Annotated in this window: 11 protein-coding genes and 1 rRNA gene; 6 read left to right on the forward strand and 6 right to left on the reverse strand. The window is 62.0% G+C overall.

All coding sequences use genetic code 11. From position 1 onward, the window contains the following. The 5 genes from rrf to aceK form a co-directional block, all read left to right on the forward strand. Positions 1 to 98: ribosomal RNA gene (gene rrf / locus HWW83_RS08900) — 5S ribosomal RNA — on the forward strand; the annotation flags it as partial. Positions 99 to 479: 381 nt separating this feature from the next. Further along, complete coding sequence (gene metA / locus HWW83_RS08905; protein ID WP_033644374.1) at positions 480 to 1,409, forward strand: homoserine O-acetyltransferase MetA; 930 nt, start codon at positions 480 to 482, stop codon at positions 1,407 to 1,409. A 374-nt stretch (positions 1,410 to 1,783) separates the two neighbouring features. Next, the gene (aceB, locus tag HWW83_RS08910; RefSeq protein WP_176589216.1) at positions 1,784 to 3,382 is read left to right on the forward strand and encodes a malate synthase A; all 1,599 of its coding nucleotides are present in this window, start codon (positions 1,784 to 1,786) and stop codon (positions 3,380 to 3,382) included. 41 nt (positions 3,383 to 3,423) lie between these two features. Then, positions 3,424 to 4,731 carry an isocitrate lyase gene (gene aceA, locus HWW83_RS08915; protein WP_033639246.1) on the forward strand — a complete coding sequence of 436 codons (1,308 nt, stop codon included), beginning with the start codon at positions 3,424 to 3,426 and terminating at the stop codon, positions 4,729 to 4,731. A gap of 69 nt (positions 4,732 to 4,800) precedes the next feature. Continuing rightward, on the forward strand, positions 4,801 to 6,555 hold the full coding sequence (gene aceK, locus HWW83_RS08920) for a bifunctional isocitrate dehydrogenase kinase/phosphatase (RefSeq protein WP_033651196.1): 1,755 nt from the start codon (positions 4,801 to 4,803) through the stop codon (positions 6,553 to 6,555). A gap of 1 nt (position 6,556) precedes the next feature. Here aceK and HWW83_RS08925 read toward each other — a convergent pair whose 3' ends face one another. The 5 genes from HWW83_RS08925 to iclR form a co-directional block, all read right to left on the reverse strand. Continuing rightward, positions 6,557 to 7,198, reverse strand: coding sequence for a bifunctional 4-hydroxy-2-oxoglutarate aldolase/2-dehydro-3-deoxy-phosphogluconate aldolase (locus tag HWW83_RS08925; RefSeq protein WP_101452753.1), 642 nt, complete (start codon positions 7,196 to 7,198; stop codon positions 6,557 to 6,559). 54 nt (positions 7,199 to 7,252) lie between these two features. After that, complete coding sequence (gene edd / locus HWW83_RS08930; RefSeq protein ID WP_176589217.1) at positions 7,253 to 9,067, reverse strand: phosphogluconate dehydratase; 1,815 nt, start codon at positions 9,065 to 9,067, stop codon at positions 7,253 to 7,255. 98 nt (positions 9,068 to 9,165) lie between these two features. Continuing rightward, positions 9,166 to 10,503, reverse strand: coding sequence for a gluconate transporter (gntU, locus tag HWW83_RS08935; protein WP_025304479.1), 1,338 nt, complete (start codon positions 10,501 to 10,503; stop codon positions 9,166 to 9,168). After that, complete coding sequence (gntK, locus tag HWW83_RS08940; RefSeq protein WP_004936645.1) at positions 10,500 to 11,039, reverse strand: gluconokinase; 540 nt, start codon at positions 11,037 to 11,039, stop codon at positions 10,500 to 10,502. Before gntK ends, gntU begins: the two co-directional genes overlap by 4 nt. 252 nt (positions 11,040 to 11,291) lie before the next feature. After that, positions 11,292 to 12,122, reverse strand: coding sequence for a glyoxylate bypass operon transcriptional repressor IclR (gene iclR, locus HWW83_RS08945; RefSeq protein WP_004936648.1), 831 nt, complete (start codon positions 12,120 to 12,122; stop codon positions 11,292 to 11,294). Positions 12,123 to 12,318: 196 nt separating this feature from the next. Here iclR and metH point away from each other — a divergent pair, with 196 nt between their 5' ends. Continuing rightward, entirely contained in the window at positions 12,319 to 16,014 is a 3,696-nt protein-coding gene (gene metH / locus HWW83_RS08950; RefSeq protein ID WP_176589218.1) for a methionine synthase, read from the forward strand. A 38-nt stretch (positions 16,015 to 16,052) separates the two neighbouring features. Here the strand turns inward: metH and HWW83_RS08955 are convergent, their stop codons facing one another. After that, positions 16,053 to 16,763, reverse strand: coding sequence for a UTRA domain-containing protein (locus HWW83_RS08955; protein ID WP_047573483.1), 711 nt, complete (start codon positions 16,761 to 16,763; stop codon positions 16,053 to 16,055). Positions 16,764 to 16,813 lie beyond the last annotated feature (50 nt).

Below are 16,813 nucleotides of genomic sequence, written 5' to 3' on the forward strand. Positions count from 1 at the left end.
GTGGTCCCACCTGACCCCATGCCGAACTCAGAAGTGAAACGCCGTAGCGCCGATGGTAGTGTGGGGTCTCCCCATGCGAGAGTAGGACACTGCCAAGCATCAAATAAAACAACAAGCCTCATGCGAAAGCATGGGGCTTTTTGTTTTGTCTGTTATCTGGCGTTCTGCTCGAGCATGGGCATGCGAAAGGCCCGTCGGGAACGGGCCTTAACGCCGCTTGCGGCGGCCCCGCAGGGGAGAGTCTCAGGATGAGACGAATACTGTAGGACACTGCCAAGCATCAAATAAGCCAAGAGGCCATCCGAAAGGATGGCCTTTTTGCTTTCCGTGCCTCTCATCCTCCCTGCCAAGATCCTGACGCAGATCGCGCAATGAAACATTTTCACCTTTCCGCTGAACGCTCGACATCGAAGGAAAAAAACGCTATCTTCGGGCATCTAGAAGTCTAAACGTATAAATGGATGTGTGAGGGTTAAGCAATGCCGATTCGTGTTCCTGATGAGTTACCTGCGGTCAATTTCTTGCGCGGTGAGAATGTCTTCGTGATGACATCCTCGCGGGCAAAAACACAGGAAATCAGGCCGCTGAAAGTGCTGATCCTCAACCTGATGCCAAAGAAGATCGAAACGGAAAACCAGTTTTTGCGCCTGCTTTCCAACTCGCCGCTGCAGATTGATATCCAGTTGCTGCGCATCGACAGCCGCGAGTCGAAGAATACGCCGGCCGAGCATCTGAACAACTTCTACTGCGACTTCGAGGATATCCAGAATGAGAACTTCGATGGCCTGATTGTCACCGGCGCGCCGCTGGGGCTGGTTGATTTCTGCGATGTTGCCTACTGGCCGCAGATCGAACGGGTCATTGACTGGGCCAAAAACCATGTCACCTCTACGCTGTTCGTGTGCTGGGCGGTGCAGGCGGCGTTGAATATCCTGTACGGCATTCCCAAGATGACGCGCGAAGTGAAGCTCTCCGGCGTTTATCCGCACCAAACGCTGCAGCAGCATGCGTTGCTGACGCGCGGCTTCGACGAAAGCTTCCTGGCGCCGCATTCGCGCTATGCCGATTTCCCGACCGAGGTGATTCGCCAATATACCGACCTGGACATCTTGGCCGAATCCGAGCAGGCCGGCGCCTACCTGTTCGCCAGCAGGGATAAGCGACTGGCGTTCGTCACCGGCCATCCGGAATACGATACAATGACGCTGGCGGGAGAGTATTGTCGCGACAACGAAGCTGGCCTCGATCCTGCCGTACCGCTCAACTACTTCCCCGATGACAACCCCGCACTGACACCGAAAGCCACCTGGCGCAGCCATGGCCACCTGCTGTTTTCCAATTGGCTCAATTATTACGTCTACCAGATCACGCCTTACGATCTGCGCCATATGAATCCGACTCTCGACTGATCTTTTCTGCCTGCCGGCGGCTGAATCGAGGCCGCCGCACTGCTCATCCTCTGCACGATCCTCTTTTTACCCGTCAATTCTCCCAAAAAACCATTGCCTAACAACGCGTTAGTCCGTCTTTGCAATTCTATTGGAACCGATTTCCTTACCTGTTGATCGTGTTTTTTATCCTAACCAATTGATAATAAAGTGTTAATAAAATATTTAATAATAAAATGGAAATGGTTTTTGATTTTTATTTTTTGTTGGGTATTCTTAACGCTATCGGGATGAGATCTGACCAGTTTAGGATCGTTTCATCCGCCCTGATCCACAGTGATTTCTGATGAAAATGCGCCGGTCGCCCGGGTGCAACGATGGGAAGGAGCAAGGTCATGACGCAACAGATAGCAGGCACGGAGTTAAGGTTTACGCAGGGTTTCGCCGCTGCGGAGCGCCAGGTGTTAACGGATGAAGCGGTTGAATTTCTGGCGGAACTGGTGGGGAAATTCACGCCACGTCGCAATGAGCTGTTGGCGGCGCGTGCCCGCTGGCAACAAAATATCGATCGCGGCGAATTGCCTGGGTTTATTTCGGAAACCACTTCCATTCGTGAAGGCAATTGGCAGATCCGCGGTATTCCGCAAGACCTGCGCGATCGCCGGGTAGAGATCACCGGGCCGGTCGAGCGCAAGATGGTGATCAATGCGTTGAACGCCAACGTAAAAGTGTTTATGGCGGACTTCGAAGACTCGCTGGCGCCAAGCTGGGACAAAGTCATCGACGGTCAAATCAACCTGCAGGATGCGGTTAACGGCACCATCTCCTACACCAATGAAGCCGGCAAAATCTACCAGTTGAAACCGAATCCGGCGGTGTTGATCGCTCGCGTGCGCGGCTTGCACCTGCCGGAGAAGCACGTGCTGTGGCGTGATGAAGCCATCCCCGGCGGCCTGTTCGATTTCGCGCTGTACTTCTACCACAACTATCGCCAGCTGTTGGCCAAGGGCAGCGGCCCGTATTTCTACCTGCCGAAAACCCAGTCTTGGGAGGAAGCGGCCTGGTGGAGCGATGTCTTCAGCTTTACCGAGGATCGTTTCGATCTGCCGCGCGGCACCATCAAGGCGACCGTGCTGATCGAAACTCTGCCGGCGGTGTTCCAGATGGACGAGATCCTGTATCACCTGCGCGATCACATCGTCGGTCTGAACTGCGGCCGCTGGGATTACATCTTCAGCTACATCAAAACGCTGAAGAACCACGGCGATCGCGTGCTGCCGGATCGTCAGTCGGTAACCATGGAAAAACCTTTCCTCAGCGCCTATTCGCGCCTGTTGATCAAAACCTGTCATAAGCGCGGCGCGTTCGCCATGGGCGGCATGGCGGCGTTTATCCCGAGCAAAGACGCCGAGAAAAACGCCTGGGTGCTGAATAAGGTGCGGGCGGACAAAGAGCTGGAGGCCAACAATGGCCACGACGGCACCTGGGTGGCGCACCCGGGCTTGGCGGACACGGTGATGGAGGTGTTCGGCAACGCATTGGACGATCGTCAAAATCAGCTGGACGTGCTGCGTGAGCAGGATGCGCCGATCAGCGCCGCCCAACTGCTGGAGCCGTGCGACGGCGAACGCACCGAAGCGGGGATGCGCGCCAATATCCGCGTGGCGGTGCAGTACATCGAAGCCTGGATCTCCGGCAACGGCTGCGTGCCGATTTACGGTTTGATGGAAGATGCGGCGACGGCGGAGATCTCCCGTACGTCTATCTGGCAGTGGATCCACCACGAGAAGAGCCTGAACGACGGGCGCCCGGTCACCAAGGCGCTGTTCCGCCAGATGTTGCAAGAAGAGATGTTGGTGGTGCGTGAAGAAGTAGGGGAAGCGCGCTTTAACGCCGGCCGGTTCGAAGAGGCGGCGGGCCTGATGGAGCGCATCACCACGCAAGATGAATTAATCGATTTCCTGACGTTGCCCGGCTATGAGCTGCTGGCCTGAACTTTCCCAATCAACCCTACATGACTGAAAGGATAAAAATTATGTCTACCTCTCGCTCTCAACAGATCCAGCAGCTGGAACAGGAATGGAAATCGGCCCGTTGGGAAGGCATTACCCGCCCTTACAGCGCTGAAGACGTGATCAATCTGCGCGGTTCGGTCAACCCGGAATGCACCCTGGCGCAAAACGGCGCCGCCAAACTGTGGGCGTTACTGAATGGCAAGGCGCGCAAAGGCTACGTGAACTGCCTGGGCGCGCTGACCGGCGGCCAGGCGCTGCAGCAGGCCAAAGCCGGCGTCGAGGCCATCTACTTGTCCGGTTGGCAGGTGGCGGCCGACGCCAACAGCGCGGCCGCCATGTACCCTGACCAATCGCTGTATCCGGTGGACTCGGTGCCGAAGGTGGTCGAGCGCATCAACAACACCTTCCGCCGCGCCGATCAGATCCAATGGGCGAACCAGATTGAGCCGGGCAGCAAAGGGTACACCGATTATTTCCTGCCGATCGTCGCTGATGCGGAAGCCGGCTTCGGCGGCGTATTGAACGCCTTTGAGCTGATGAAAGCGATGATTACCGCCGGGGCCGCCGGGGTGCACTTCGAAGATCAGCTGGCGGCGGTGAAGAAATGCGGCCATATGGGCGGCAAAGTGCTGGTGCCGACGCAAGAAGCGATCCAGAAACTGGTCGCCGCGCGCCTGGCGGCCGACGTGCTCGGCGTGCCGACGCTGGTGATCGCCCGTACCGACGCCGATGCGGCCGACCTGCTGACCTCTGACTGCGATCCGTATGACAGCGCCTTCGTCACCGGCGAGCGTACGGCGGAAGGCTTCTTCCGTACCCATGCCGGCGTCGAGCAGGCGATCAGCCGCGGTCTGGCTTATGCCCCTTACGCCGATATGGTGTGGTGCGAAACCTCAACGCCGGATCTGGATGCCGCCCAGCGCTTCGCCGACGCCATCCACGCCAAATACCCAGGCAAGCTGCTGGCCTACAACTGCTCGCCGTCGTTCAACTGGAAGAAGAACCTCGACGACCAGACCATCGCCCGCTTCCAGCAGGCGCTGTCGGACATGGGCTACAAGTATCAGTTCATCACGCTGGCGGGCATCCACAGCATGTGGTTCAACATGTTCGACCTGGCGCACGCCTATGCGCAGGGCGAAGGGATGAAACACTACGTCGAGAAGGTGCAGCAGGCGGAGTTCGCCGCGGTGGAGCGCGGTTACACCTTCGCGTCGCACCAGCAAGAGGTGGGCACCGGTTACTTCGACAAGGTCACCACCATCATTCAGGGCGGCGCCTCTTCGGTCACCGCGCTGACCGGTTCGACGGAAGAACAGCAGTTCTGATGCGGCAAGCTTGAAGACGTTTCACCCGGAGCCTGCATGCGCAGGCTTCTTTTTCTGGCGGGGGTAAGGATGGCGGCAAAACTGGAGTTGTTGATCGCACAGACGATCCTGCAGGGCTTCGATGCGCAGTACGGCCGCTTTCTGGAAGTGACCGCCGGCGCGCAGCAGCGCTTTGAGCAGGCGGACTGGCCGGCGGTGCAGCAGGCGATGAAAAAGCGCATCCATCTGTACGACCATCACGTCGGTCTGGTGGTGGAGCAGCTTAAATGCATCACCGGGCAGAAATATTTCGACGCCGACTTCCCCAGCCGGGTCAAAGCGGTCTATATCGACCTGCTGCCGGACTACCCGCGTTTTGAGATCGCCGAAAGCTTCTTCAACTCGGTCTATTGCCGGTTGTTCAAGCATCGCGATCTGACGCCGGACAAGCTGTTCGTCTTCAGTTCGCAGCCGGAACGGCGTTTTCGCGACATTCCGCGTCCGCTGGCGCGCGATTTTACCCCCAATGGCGATCTGCCGGCGATGCTGCGCAGCGTATTGAGCGATCTGCCGCTGCGGTTGCCGTGGGAGGATCTGACACGCGATATTCGCTACATCACTCAGGCGCTGCAACGCGCCTTCAGCCCACAGCAACTGACGGGGGCGACCTTCCAGATCGCCAACGAGCTGTTCTATCGCAACAAGGCCGCCTGGCTGGTCGGCAAGTTGCGCTTGGCCGACGGCGTTTACCCGTTCCTGTTGCCGATTCACCACAGCGAATCGGGCGCGCTGTTTATCGACGCCTGCCTGACCGGCAAGGCCGAGGCCAGCATCGTCTTCGGTTTCGCCCGCTCTTATTTCATGGTCTACGCACCGCTGCCGGCGGCGATGGTGGAGTGGCTGCGCGAGATCCTGCCGGGCAAGACCACCGCCGAGCTGTACATGGCGATCGGCTGCCAAAAACACGGCAAAACCGAATGCTATCGCGAATACCTGACCTTTATGGCGCACTCACAGGAACAGTTCATCATCGCGCCGGGCGTGAAAGGCATGGTGATGCTGGTGTTCACCCTGCCGTCCTTCGATCGGGTGTTTAAAGTGATCAAGGATGAGTTCGCCCCGCAGAAAGAGGTGACGCAGGCGCAGGTGATGGCTTGCTATCAGCTGGTGAAAGAGCACGATCGCGTCGGGCGCATGGCGGATACCCAGGAGTACGAAAATTTCGTCGTCGACAAGGCGCGTCTCAGCCCTGAGCTATTGGCGGAGCTGCGGCGTGAAGTGCCGGGCAAGCTGGAAGATCTCGGCGATCGCATCGTGATCAAACATCTGTATATGGAACGGCGCATGACGCCGCTGAACCTGTATCTGGAGCAGGCCAACGACCAGCAAATGCGCGATGCGATTGAAGAGTACGGCAACGCGATCAAGCAGTTGGCCGCCGCCAATATTTTCCCCGGCGATATGCTGTTCAAGAACTTCGGCGTGACGCGCCACGGGCGTGTGGTGTTCTACGACTACGACGAGATTTGCTACATGACCGAGGTCAACTTCCGCGACATTCCACCGCCGCGTTATCCGGAGGACGAGCTGGCCAGCGAGCCGTGGTACAGCATCGCGCCCAACGATGTGTTCCCGGAAGAGTTCCGCCACTTCCTGTGCGGCGATCGGCGCATTCGGCAGGTGTTTGAAGAGTTGCACAGCGATCTGTTTACCGCGGAGTATTGGCGCGGGTTGCAGCAGCGCATCCGCGAGGGGCATGTGGAAGACGTGTTCGCTTATCGTAAGAAGCAGCGGTTCAGCCAGCGCAGCGGGGCGGCGCTGCCGGCCGCCACCGCTGCGATGTAAATCAGGCCTGGGCGCCCGCGACGGCGGCGCGCGCCAGTTCGGTAATGCGCGCGTAGTCGCCGCTTTCGAGCGCGTCCGCCGGCACTAGCCAGGAGCCGCCGATGCACAGCACGCTTTTCAGCGCCAGATAGCTGCGGTAATTGTCCGGCGAGATGCCGCCGGTCGGGCAGAAACGCACCTGCGGGAATGGGCCGCCGATCGCCTGCAGCGTTTTTACGCCGCCGTTGGCTTCCGCCGGGAAGAATTTAAATTCGCGCAGGCCGTAATCCATGCCCTGCATCAGCTCGGAAACGGTGCTGATGCCCGGTATAAGGGGAATGGAACCGGCGGTGGCGGCTTTGAGCAGCTCGTCGGTCAGCCCCGGGCTGATGGCGAACTGTGCGCCGGCCTCGGTCACTTCCCGCAGCTGCTGCGGATTGATCACCGTACCGGCGCCGATGATCGCTTCCGGCACCTCTTGGGCGATGGCGCGAATGGCGTCCATGGCGCAGGCGGTGCGCAGCGTCACCTCCAGCACCCGCACGCCGCCGGCGACCAGCGCTTTCGCCAGCGGCACCGCATGTTCCAGCTTGTTGATCACGATGACCGGCACCACCGGCCCCGCCGTCAGGATCTGCTCGGCGCTTGTTGTCCACTTGTTCATGCTGACGTTCTCCTCTGTGGCCGCCGCCAGGCGGCGATGCGGCCAGGCTATCGATTAAAATTTGATGCAGCAGGCGCCCTGCTCGGCGCCTGACAGCTGGCTGCGCAGCGCGCCGAACAGCTCGCGGCCGCAGCCGATGTGTTCGGCGCTCAGATCGGGTTGGCAAGGCGTGCGCCGCGCCAACTCGTCGGCGTCGACCAGCACCTGCAGCTCGCCGCTGCGGCCGTTGACGCGGATCGGATCGCCGTCGCGCACTTTCGCCAGCAGGCCGCCGGTATAGGCTTCCGGGGTGACGTGAATGGCGGAAGGCACCTTGCCGGAGGCGCCGGACAGGCGGCCGTCGGTCACCAGCGCCACTTTGAAGCCGCGATCCATCAACACGCCCAGCGGCGGCATCAGCTTGTGCAGCTCTGGCATGCCGTTGGCCTGCGGCCCCTGGAAGCGCACCACCACCACGCAATCGCGATCCAGCTTGCCGGCTTCGAACGCCGGCACGATATCGTGCTGGCTGTCGAACACCACCGCCGGCGCTTCGATGATCTGGTTATCGGCGGGCACCGCCGAAGTTTTCATCACTGCGCGGCCCAGATTGCCGGCCATCACTTTGGTGCCGCCATGATGTTCGAACGGCTGGGCCACGCTGGCGATCACGCTGGCGTCGAGCGAGCCGGCCACGCCTTCGCGCCATATCAATTGGCCGTTGTCCAGCCACGGTTCCTGGGTGTAGCGGCGCAGGCCGAAACCGGCCACGGTGTGCACGTCTTCGTGCAGCAGGCCGTGTTGCAGCAGCTCGCGCACCACCAGCGGCACGCCGCCGGCGGCCTGGAATTGGTTGATGTCGGCCGGGCCGTTCGGGTAGATGCGGCACAGCAGCGGCACCGCCTCCGACAGCTCCGAGAAATCGTCCCAGGTGATGATGATGCCCGCCGCCCGCGCCATCGCCACCAGATGCATGGTCAGGTTGGTGGAGCCGCCGGTGGCCAGCAGCGAGACGATGCCGTTCACCACCACTTTCTCGTCCACCAGGCGGCCGATCGGCAGGTAGTTGCCGGCGGTATCGGTCAGTCGGGTCACCTGGCGCGCGGCGGCATCGTTCAGCGCGTCGCGCAGCGGCGTGTCCGGATGGACGAAGGAGGCGCCCGGCAGATGCAGACCCATCACTTCCATCACCATCTGGTTGGTGTTGGCGGTGCCGTAGAAGGTGCAGGTGCCGATGCCGTGATAAGAGGCCGCCTCGGCCTCCAGCAGCGCCAAACGGTCGGCCTTGCCCTCGGCGTACAGCTGACGCACGCGCACTTTTTCCTTGTTCGGCAGGCCGCTGCTCATCGGGCCGGCCGGCACGAACAGCGCGGGCAGGTGGCCGAAGGAGAGGGCGGCCATCACCAGCCCCGGCACGATCTTGTCGCAGATGCCGAGGAACAGCGCGCCGTCGAACATATTGTGCGACAGGCCGATGGCGGCCGACATGGCGATCACGTCGCGGCTCATCAGCGACAGCTCCATGCCGTCCTGCCCCTGCGTCACCCCGTCGCACATCGCCGGCACGCCGCCGGCCACCTGGCCCACGGCGCCGACCGCCTTCAGCGCCTGCTTCAGCCGCTGCGGGTAGTGTTCGTACGGCTGGTGGGCCGACAGCATGTCATTGTAAGCAGTGATGATGGCGATATCGCTGCGCACCATGTTTTTCAGCGACGCCTTGTCATCGGGCTGACAGGCGGCGAAGCCGTGGGCCAGGTTGCCGCAGGCGAGCTGCGCGCGGTGGACGGTTTGGGAGCGGGCCGCCTCGATACGCGCCAGATAGGCGGCGCGGCTGGCCTGGGAACGGTCGATGATGCGCTGTGTGACACGGGACAAGGTTGGATTAATCATGCCTTCCTCACATTGCTGTTGTTATAGTCGCCGCCTGTGGCGGTGCCCCCGGGGGTGATTTGCAGCCCTGGTGTGCAAGGCCGGGGGCGATTTAGGATTTAAAACATCGTGAATGCAATCATGCCGATGGCGCCGCCGACGCTGCCCAGAATGGTTTCCATCACCGTCCAGGTTTTCAGCGTTTGCAGTTCGTTGGCGCCGGTGAATTTGCCGAACAGCCAGAAGCCGGCGTCGTTGACGTGGCTCAGCACGATGGAGCCGCCGGCGATGCAGATGGCCAGCGCGGCCAGTTGCCCGCCGTTCAGACCGAGCTGACTGGTGACCGGCAGCACCAGACCGACGGTGGTCAGGCAGGCGACGGTGGCCGAGCCCTGAATCACCCGCACCATGGCGGACAGCGCGAAGGCGGCCACGGCGATCGGCAGGCCGGCGCCGATCATGGCGTCACCCAACGCCGGCCCGACGCCGGAATCCACCAGGATCTGCTTGAACACCCCGCCGGCGCCGGTCATCAGCAGGATGATCCCGGCCGGCTGCACCGCAGCTGAACAGATGGCCAGCGTCTGTTCGTTGCTCATGCCGCGCGGCTTCGCCAGACCGTAAATCACGATCAGGCAGGCCAGCAGGATGGCGGTGAACGGGTGGCCGATAAACTCCAGCCACTGCTGCAGCTGCGAGCCGGGGGTGACCAGCCGCGCGCCGATGGTTTTCATGCCGACCAGCACCAGCGGGCACAGCACCAGCGCCAGACTGAAGCCGAACGACGGCAGATTGCCCTTGGTCAGCGTCGGCTCATTCTCTTCCGGCGGCATCGGCCAGTTGACGAAACGGCTGATAAAGCTGCCGTACAGCGGGCCGGCGATCAGCATGCCGATCACCGCCGCCACCAGGCCGATGGCGATCATCCAGCCGAAATCGGCCTTCATCTGTGACGCCAGCAGCATTGGCACCGGCCCCGGCAGCAGGAAGGAGGCGGCGGCGGCCACGCCGGCGAACAGCGGGATGGCCAGCTTGACGATATTGCCGTCGGTGCGGCGCGCCACGGCGAACACGATGCCGATCAGCAGCACCACCGCCACGTCGAAGAACAGCGGCAGCGCGCAGATCAGCCCGGCGATGCCGAGCGCGTAGTGCGCCTTGCTTTGTCCGAATCGTTTCAGCAATTGCGCCGCAATTTGGTCGAGCGCGCCGACCTCATGCAGGATCTTGCCGAACATCGCCCCGAGCGCCACCACGATCGCCAGGAAGCCCAGCGTGTCGCCCATGCCTTTCTGCATGGTGTCGGCGATGTGTTCCAGCGGCATGCCGGAGAAAATGCCGGCGGCGATGGACACCAGCATCAGCGCGACGAAGGCGTGCATGCGCGCCTTCATCACCAGGAATAACAGCAGTAAAACCGAGCCGACTGCGGTACCGACCAGCGTTACGGTACTCACGCGCACACGTCCTGCGGCAGGAAGCTCTGGATATGGCGCACGGTATCGGCGATCACCGCGTCCAGCGGCTGATTGATGTCGATCGCCATCACGTCGTTCTCGTCGGCGCCCGGTTGCTCCAGCGCGGCGAACTGGGTGACCAGCATCTGCGGCTTGAAGAAGTGGCCGTTGCGCGCCGCCAGGCGGGATTCGATCACCGGGAACTCGCCGTGCAGATAGATGAATGACAGGTTGCCGTTGCCGGCGCGCAGGCGGTCGCGATACTGCTTTTTCAACGCCGAACAGACGATGATCGACACGTTGTTGGTGCGCTGCATGGCGAAGGCGGCGTCGTTGAGCGCGGCCAGCCACGGCGCGCGATCGTCGTCGTTCAACGCTTCCCCGGCGGCCATCTTCAGGATGTTGCTGCGCGGGTGCAGGAAGTCGCCGTCGAGGAAGCCGGCGGAGAGTTGGCGGGCCGCGGCGGCGGCGACGGCGGACTTGCCGCTGCCGGAAACGCCCATAACGACGTAAATGCGATTTTGATTGTTGGTCATGGCTTGGCTCCAAAACACCGGGTGACGTTACCTTCGTTCAGCTTGATTGTTACCGGTAACATGTTATCGGTAACATTGTCGAAGGAAGTTTGAGCGGTTGCAATGGGCTTTCGCCGTGAGGATCGTTAACTGTGATCGGCTTCAAGCTTTTTTCCTGTGCGCTAAACAGGATGCCGACAGCCTGTTACATGCTGACAACAGAGCATGGCAGGGGAGCAGGGGCGCACTGGGGCGCCCCTCGGATGAGCAGGATTAGCGCACGCCGCCGTAGGCCAGGCTGATCTCTTTCGCCGCGTGGATCACCAGCGCGCCCAGCTCGATCACGCGATCGTCGGTGATGCGCGACACCGGGCCGGAGATGGAAATGGCGGCGAAGGCTTCGCGGTGCTCGTCGAAGATGCAGGCCGCCACGCAGCGCAGGCCGAGCGCGTGCTCTTCGTCGTCAAAGGAGAAGCCCTGTTTGCGGATCTGCGCCAGCCCCTCTTTCAGGTTGTGCGGCGTCAGGGTATGCGGCGTGTAGGTGTGCATGCCTTTCTTGTGCAGCAGTTTGGTCACCTGATCGTCCGGCAGGGTGGCGAGGAACGCTTTGCCGGCACCGGAGGCGTGCATCGGCAGTTTGCCGCCGATCGGCGCCGACATGCGCATCAGCGCCGTGCACTGCACCTGATCGATGATGATCGCCTGGTACTCGCTGGTATCCAGCACCGCCAGGTTGACGGTTTCGCCGGATTCCTCCATCAGGCGGCGCAGCGTCGGATGCACCATCGCCAGCAGGTTGCGGCTTTGCAGGAAGCTGCTGCCGACCACAAAGGCGTGCGAGCCGATGGTCCACAGGCCGAGATCGCCGACCTGGCGCACGAATCCCTGCTGCTGCATGGTGGTGAGCAGGCGGTGAGTGGTGGAGTTCGGCAGGCCGGCCTGCTGGGCCAGATCGGTCAGCGCCACGTTGCCCTGGGCTTCCGAAATGTATTCCAACAGTTTCAGGCCACGGGTCAACGATTGTACCTGACCGGTCGCCGCACTGGCGGCGGGGGCTGCTGCGCGGGGCTTCTTGCCGCGCTTGGCGGGAGCAGGGGTGGCCATGGGTGAGATTCCTTTTTCCGTATGATGGAATTCATTTTCGTTTTTTGCCGATGAATTGCAAGCCGCCGTCAGCTCATCGGAGGTGTTGGCGCACAACCTGAAAAACTCTCAATTGTCGCCTGGCCCTTTGTCCTTACAAGCTGTGCTAGGATGACTCGTTGGTTTTTGCGGCAGTTGAGCAATGGGCTGGATGGCAATGGAAGGGGTTACAGTGACGAATCGAGTAGAACAACTGCGCCGCCAGTTAGCGCAGCGCATTTTGGTGTTGGACGGCGGCATGGGCACCATGATCCAGAGCTATCGCCTGAACGAGCGCGACTTCCGCGGTGAGCGTTTCGCCGACTGGCGTAGCGATCTGAAAGGCAATAACGATCTGCTGGTGCTGACCAAGCCGGAAGTGATCACCGCCATTCATTACGCCTATCTTGAGGCGGGCGCCGATATCCTTGAGACCAATACCTTCAACTCGACCTCCATCGCCATGGCCGACTACCATATGGAGTCGCTGTCCGCCGAGATTAACTATCAGGCCGCCTGCCTGGCGCGCGCCTGCGCCGACGAATGGACGGCGCGCACGCCGGAAAAACCGCGCTACGTCGCCGGGGTGTTGGGGCCGACCAACCGCACCGCGTCCATCTCGCCGAACGTCAACGATCCGGCGTTCCGCAACATCTCGTTCGATGAACTGGTGGCGGCTTACCGCGAATCGACCCGCGCGCTGGTAGAAGGCGGCGTCGATCTGATCATGATCGAAACCATCTTCGACACCCTCAACGCCAAGGCCGCCGCTTTTGCGGTGGAAACCGAATTCGAAGCGCTGGGGGTGGAACTGCCGATCATGATTTCCGGCACCATCACCGACGCCTCCGGCCGCACCCTGTCCGGCCAGACCACCGAAGCGTTTTACAATTCACTGCGCCACGTCAAGCCGCTGACCTTCGGCCTGAACTGCGCCCTGGGGCCGGATGAGCTGCGTCAGTACGTCGCCGAGCTGGCGCGCATCTCGGAGACCTACGTCACCGCACACCCGAACGCCGGTTTGCCGAACGCCTTCGGCGAGTACGATCTGGATGCGGCCGAGATGGCGCGCCAGGTCGGGGAGTGGGCGCAGGCCGGCTTCCTCAATATTATCGGCGGCTGCTGCGGCACCACGCCGGAACATATCGCCGCGATGGCCAAGGCGGTCGAGGGCGTGCCGCCGCGCCGGCTGCCGGATATCCCGGTCGCCTGCCGCCTGGCCGGTCTGGAGCCGTTGACCATCGACGCCAACACCCTGTTCGTCAACGTCGGCGAGCGCACCAACGTCACCGGCTCGGCGCGTTTCAAACGCTTGATCAAAGAAGAGAAATACAACGAGGCGCTCGACGTGGCGCGCCAGCAGGTCGAGAGCGGCGCGCAGATCATCGACATCAACATGGATGAGGGGATGCTCGACGCCGAAGCGGCGATGGTGCGCTTCCTCAACCTGATCGCCGGCGAGCCGGATATCGCCCGGGTGCCGATCATGATCGACTCCTCCAAGTGGTCCGTTATCGAGAAAGGCCTGAAGTGCATTCAGGGCAAGGGCATCGTCAACTCGATCTCGATGAAGGAGGGCGAAGAGGCCTTTATCCACCACGCCAGGCGGGTGCGCCGCTATGGCGCCGCGGTGGTGGTGATGGCGTTCGACGAAGTGGGCCAGGCGGACACCCGCGAGCGCAAGTTCGAGATCTGTCGCCGCGCCTATAAAATTTTGACCGAACGCGTCGGTTTCCCGCCGGAAGACATCATTTTCGACCCGAACATCTTCGCCGTCGCCACCGGCATCGACGAGCACAACAACTACGCCGTCGACTTTATCGAAGCCTGCGCCGACATCAAAACCCACCTGCCGCACGCGATGATCTCCGGCGGGGTGTCCAACGTGTCGTTCTCGTTCCGCGGCAACGATCCGGTGCGTGAAGCGATCCACGCGGTATTCCTGTATCACGCCATTCGCAACGGCATGGACATGGGCATCGTCAACGCCGGGCAGCTGGCGATTTACGACGATCTGCCTGGCGAGCTGCGCGAGGCGGTAGAAGACGTGATCCTCAATCGTCGCGAGGACGGCACCGAACGCCTGCTGGAACTGGCGGAAAAGTACCGCGGCAGCAAAGACGGCGAAGCGGCGGTGCAGCAGGCGGAATGGCGCGGCTGGCCGGTGGAGAAGCGGCTGGAATACTCGCTGGTGAAGGGCATCACCGAGTTTATCGAACTGGACACCGAAGAAGCGCGGCAGCAGGCCGAACGCCCGATCGAAGTGATCGAAGGGCCGCTGATGGCCGGGATGAACGTGGTCGGCGATCTGTTCGGCGAGGGCAAGATGTTCCTGCCGCAGGTGGTGAAATCCGCCCGCGTGATGAAGCAGGCGGTGGCCTACCTGGAACCGTACATCGAGGCCAGCAAGCAGCAGGGCACCTCCGCGGGCAAAATCCTGTTGGCGACGGTGAAAGGCGACGTGCACGACATCGGCAAGAACATCGTCGGCGTGGTGCTGCAGTGCAACAACTATGAAATCGTCGATCTTGGCGTGATGGTGCCGACGGAGAAAATCCTGCGCACCGCGCGCGAGGAGAATGTCGACATCATCGGCCTGTCGGGGCTGATCACGCCGTCGCTCGACGAGATGGTCAACGTGGCCAAAGAGATGGAGCGCCAGGGCTTTACGCTGCCGCTGCTGATCGGCGGCGCCACCACCTCCAAGGCGCACACCGCGGTGAAAATCGAGCAGAACTACAGCGGCCCGACCACCTACGTGCAAAACGCCTCGCGCACCGTGGGCGTGGTGTCGGCGCTGCTGTCCGCCACCCAGCGCGACGAGTTTGTGGCGCGCACCCGCAAAGAGTATGAAACGGTGCGCATTCAACACGCGCGCAAAAAGCCGCGCACGCCGCCGGTCGATTTGCACAAGGCGCGCGCCAACGCCATGGCGCTGAACTGGGCCGACTATCAGCCGCCGGCGCCGCGGCAGCTTGGCGTGTTTCCGGTGTCGGCCGGCATCGAGACGCTGCGCCACTATATCGACTGGACGCCGTTCTTCATGACCTGGTCGCTGGCGGGCAAATACCCGCGCATCCTCGAGGATGAGGTGGTGGGGGAAGAGGCCAAGCGCCTGTTCCATGACGCCAATCAGATGCTGGATCGGTTGGCCGCCGAGCGTAGCCTCAACCCGCGCGGCGTTTACGGCCTGTTCCCGGCCAACCGCGTCGGCGACGACGTGGAGGTATACCGCGACGAACGGCGTGACGAGGTGCTGGCGGTGAGCCGCCACTTGCGGCAACAGACGGAAAAAACCGACTTCCCGAACTACTGCCTGGCGGACTTTGTGGCGCCGAAAAGCAGCGGCAAAGCCGACTACTTCGGCGCCTTCGCGGTGACCGGCGGGCTGGAGGAAGACGCGCTGGCGGCGGCGTACGACGCGCAGCACGACGATTACAACAAAATCATGGTCAAGGCGCTGGCGGATCGTTTGGCGGAGGCTTTTGCCGAATACCTGCACGAACAGGTGCGCAAGCTGCACTGGGGCTATGCCGCCGACGAGAGCCTGAGCAACGAGGAGCTGATCCGGGAAAACTATCAGGGCATCCGGCCGGCGCCGGGCTACCCGGCCTGCCCGGAGCACACCGAAAAAGCGACCATCTGGCAGCTGTTGGACGTCAACCGCCACACCGGTATGGAACTGACGGAGTCCTTCGCCATGTGGCCGGGGGCGGCGGTATCCGGCTGGTACTTCAGTCACCCCGAGAGCAAGTACTTCGCGGTGGCGCAGATCCAGCGCGATCAGGTGGAAGACTACGCGGCGCGTAAAGGGATGAGCGTGAGCGAGGTCGAGCGCTGGCTGGCGCCAAACCTCGGCTACGACGCCGACTGACTTTCCTCTTTAAGGGCGCAGCGATGCGCCCTTGTCATTTACAGCGCTTCCACATCGATGTGCAGCGCGTCGTACCGCCAATACTCCAGGTCGCAATCGATCACCCTGTCGTGCTGATCGCGATTCACCCGCGTAATGAACAGCGCCGGGCTGCCGTAGGTCACCTTCAGCATGGCGGCGGCCTGCTGCGGCAGCAGGGTGGGCAGCATGTCGAAACGCACCCGGCCGTAGTGAATGCCGTAGCGCGCGGCGTACAGCGCGGTCAGCGACTGGGTGAGATCTTCGTCCAGAATGCCGGGGAAATAGGCCGGATTGAGGTAGTGCTCGCAGTACAGCACCGCGCGTCCGTCGATGTAGCGCAGCCGGCGAATGCGATAGGCCTGCGCGCCGGGAGGCAGCGCCAGGCGGCCGGCCAGCGGCGCGTCGAGCGTGACGACCGCGCTGTCGATCGCTTCGGTATGCGCGGCGCGCCCCTGCTGCTGCGCCATGGCGTGAAAATGGCTGCGCTGCAGCGGGTTGTAGATCAAACGTGGCGGCGAGATGAACCAGCCGCGCCGCACCTGGCGGTAGATGACGCCCTGCGCCTCCAACTGACCGAGCGCCTCCTGCAAGGTAATGCGGGTGGTGGCGAATTGCTCGCTCAGGGCGCGTTCGGAGGGCAGCTTGCCGCCTACGGCGAACTCGCCGGCGGTGATGCGGGCGCTCAGCGTTTGGCAGATGGTGGCGACGGTCGTCGGTGCTTCACTCATACAGCGGGTGTCCCGTTTCAGTGCGTTTGGCCTTCCTTAAGGTAGACCAG

It is taken from the genome of Serratia ureilytica (assembly GCF_013375155.1).
Taxonomy (GTDB): Bacteria; Pseudomonadota; Gammaproteobacteria; order Enterobacterales; family Enterobacteriaceae; genus Serratia; species Serratia ureilytica.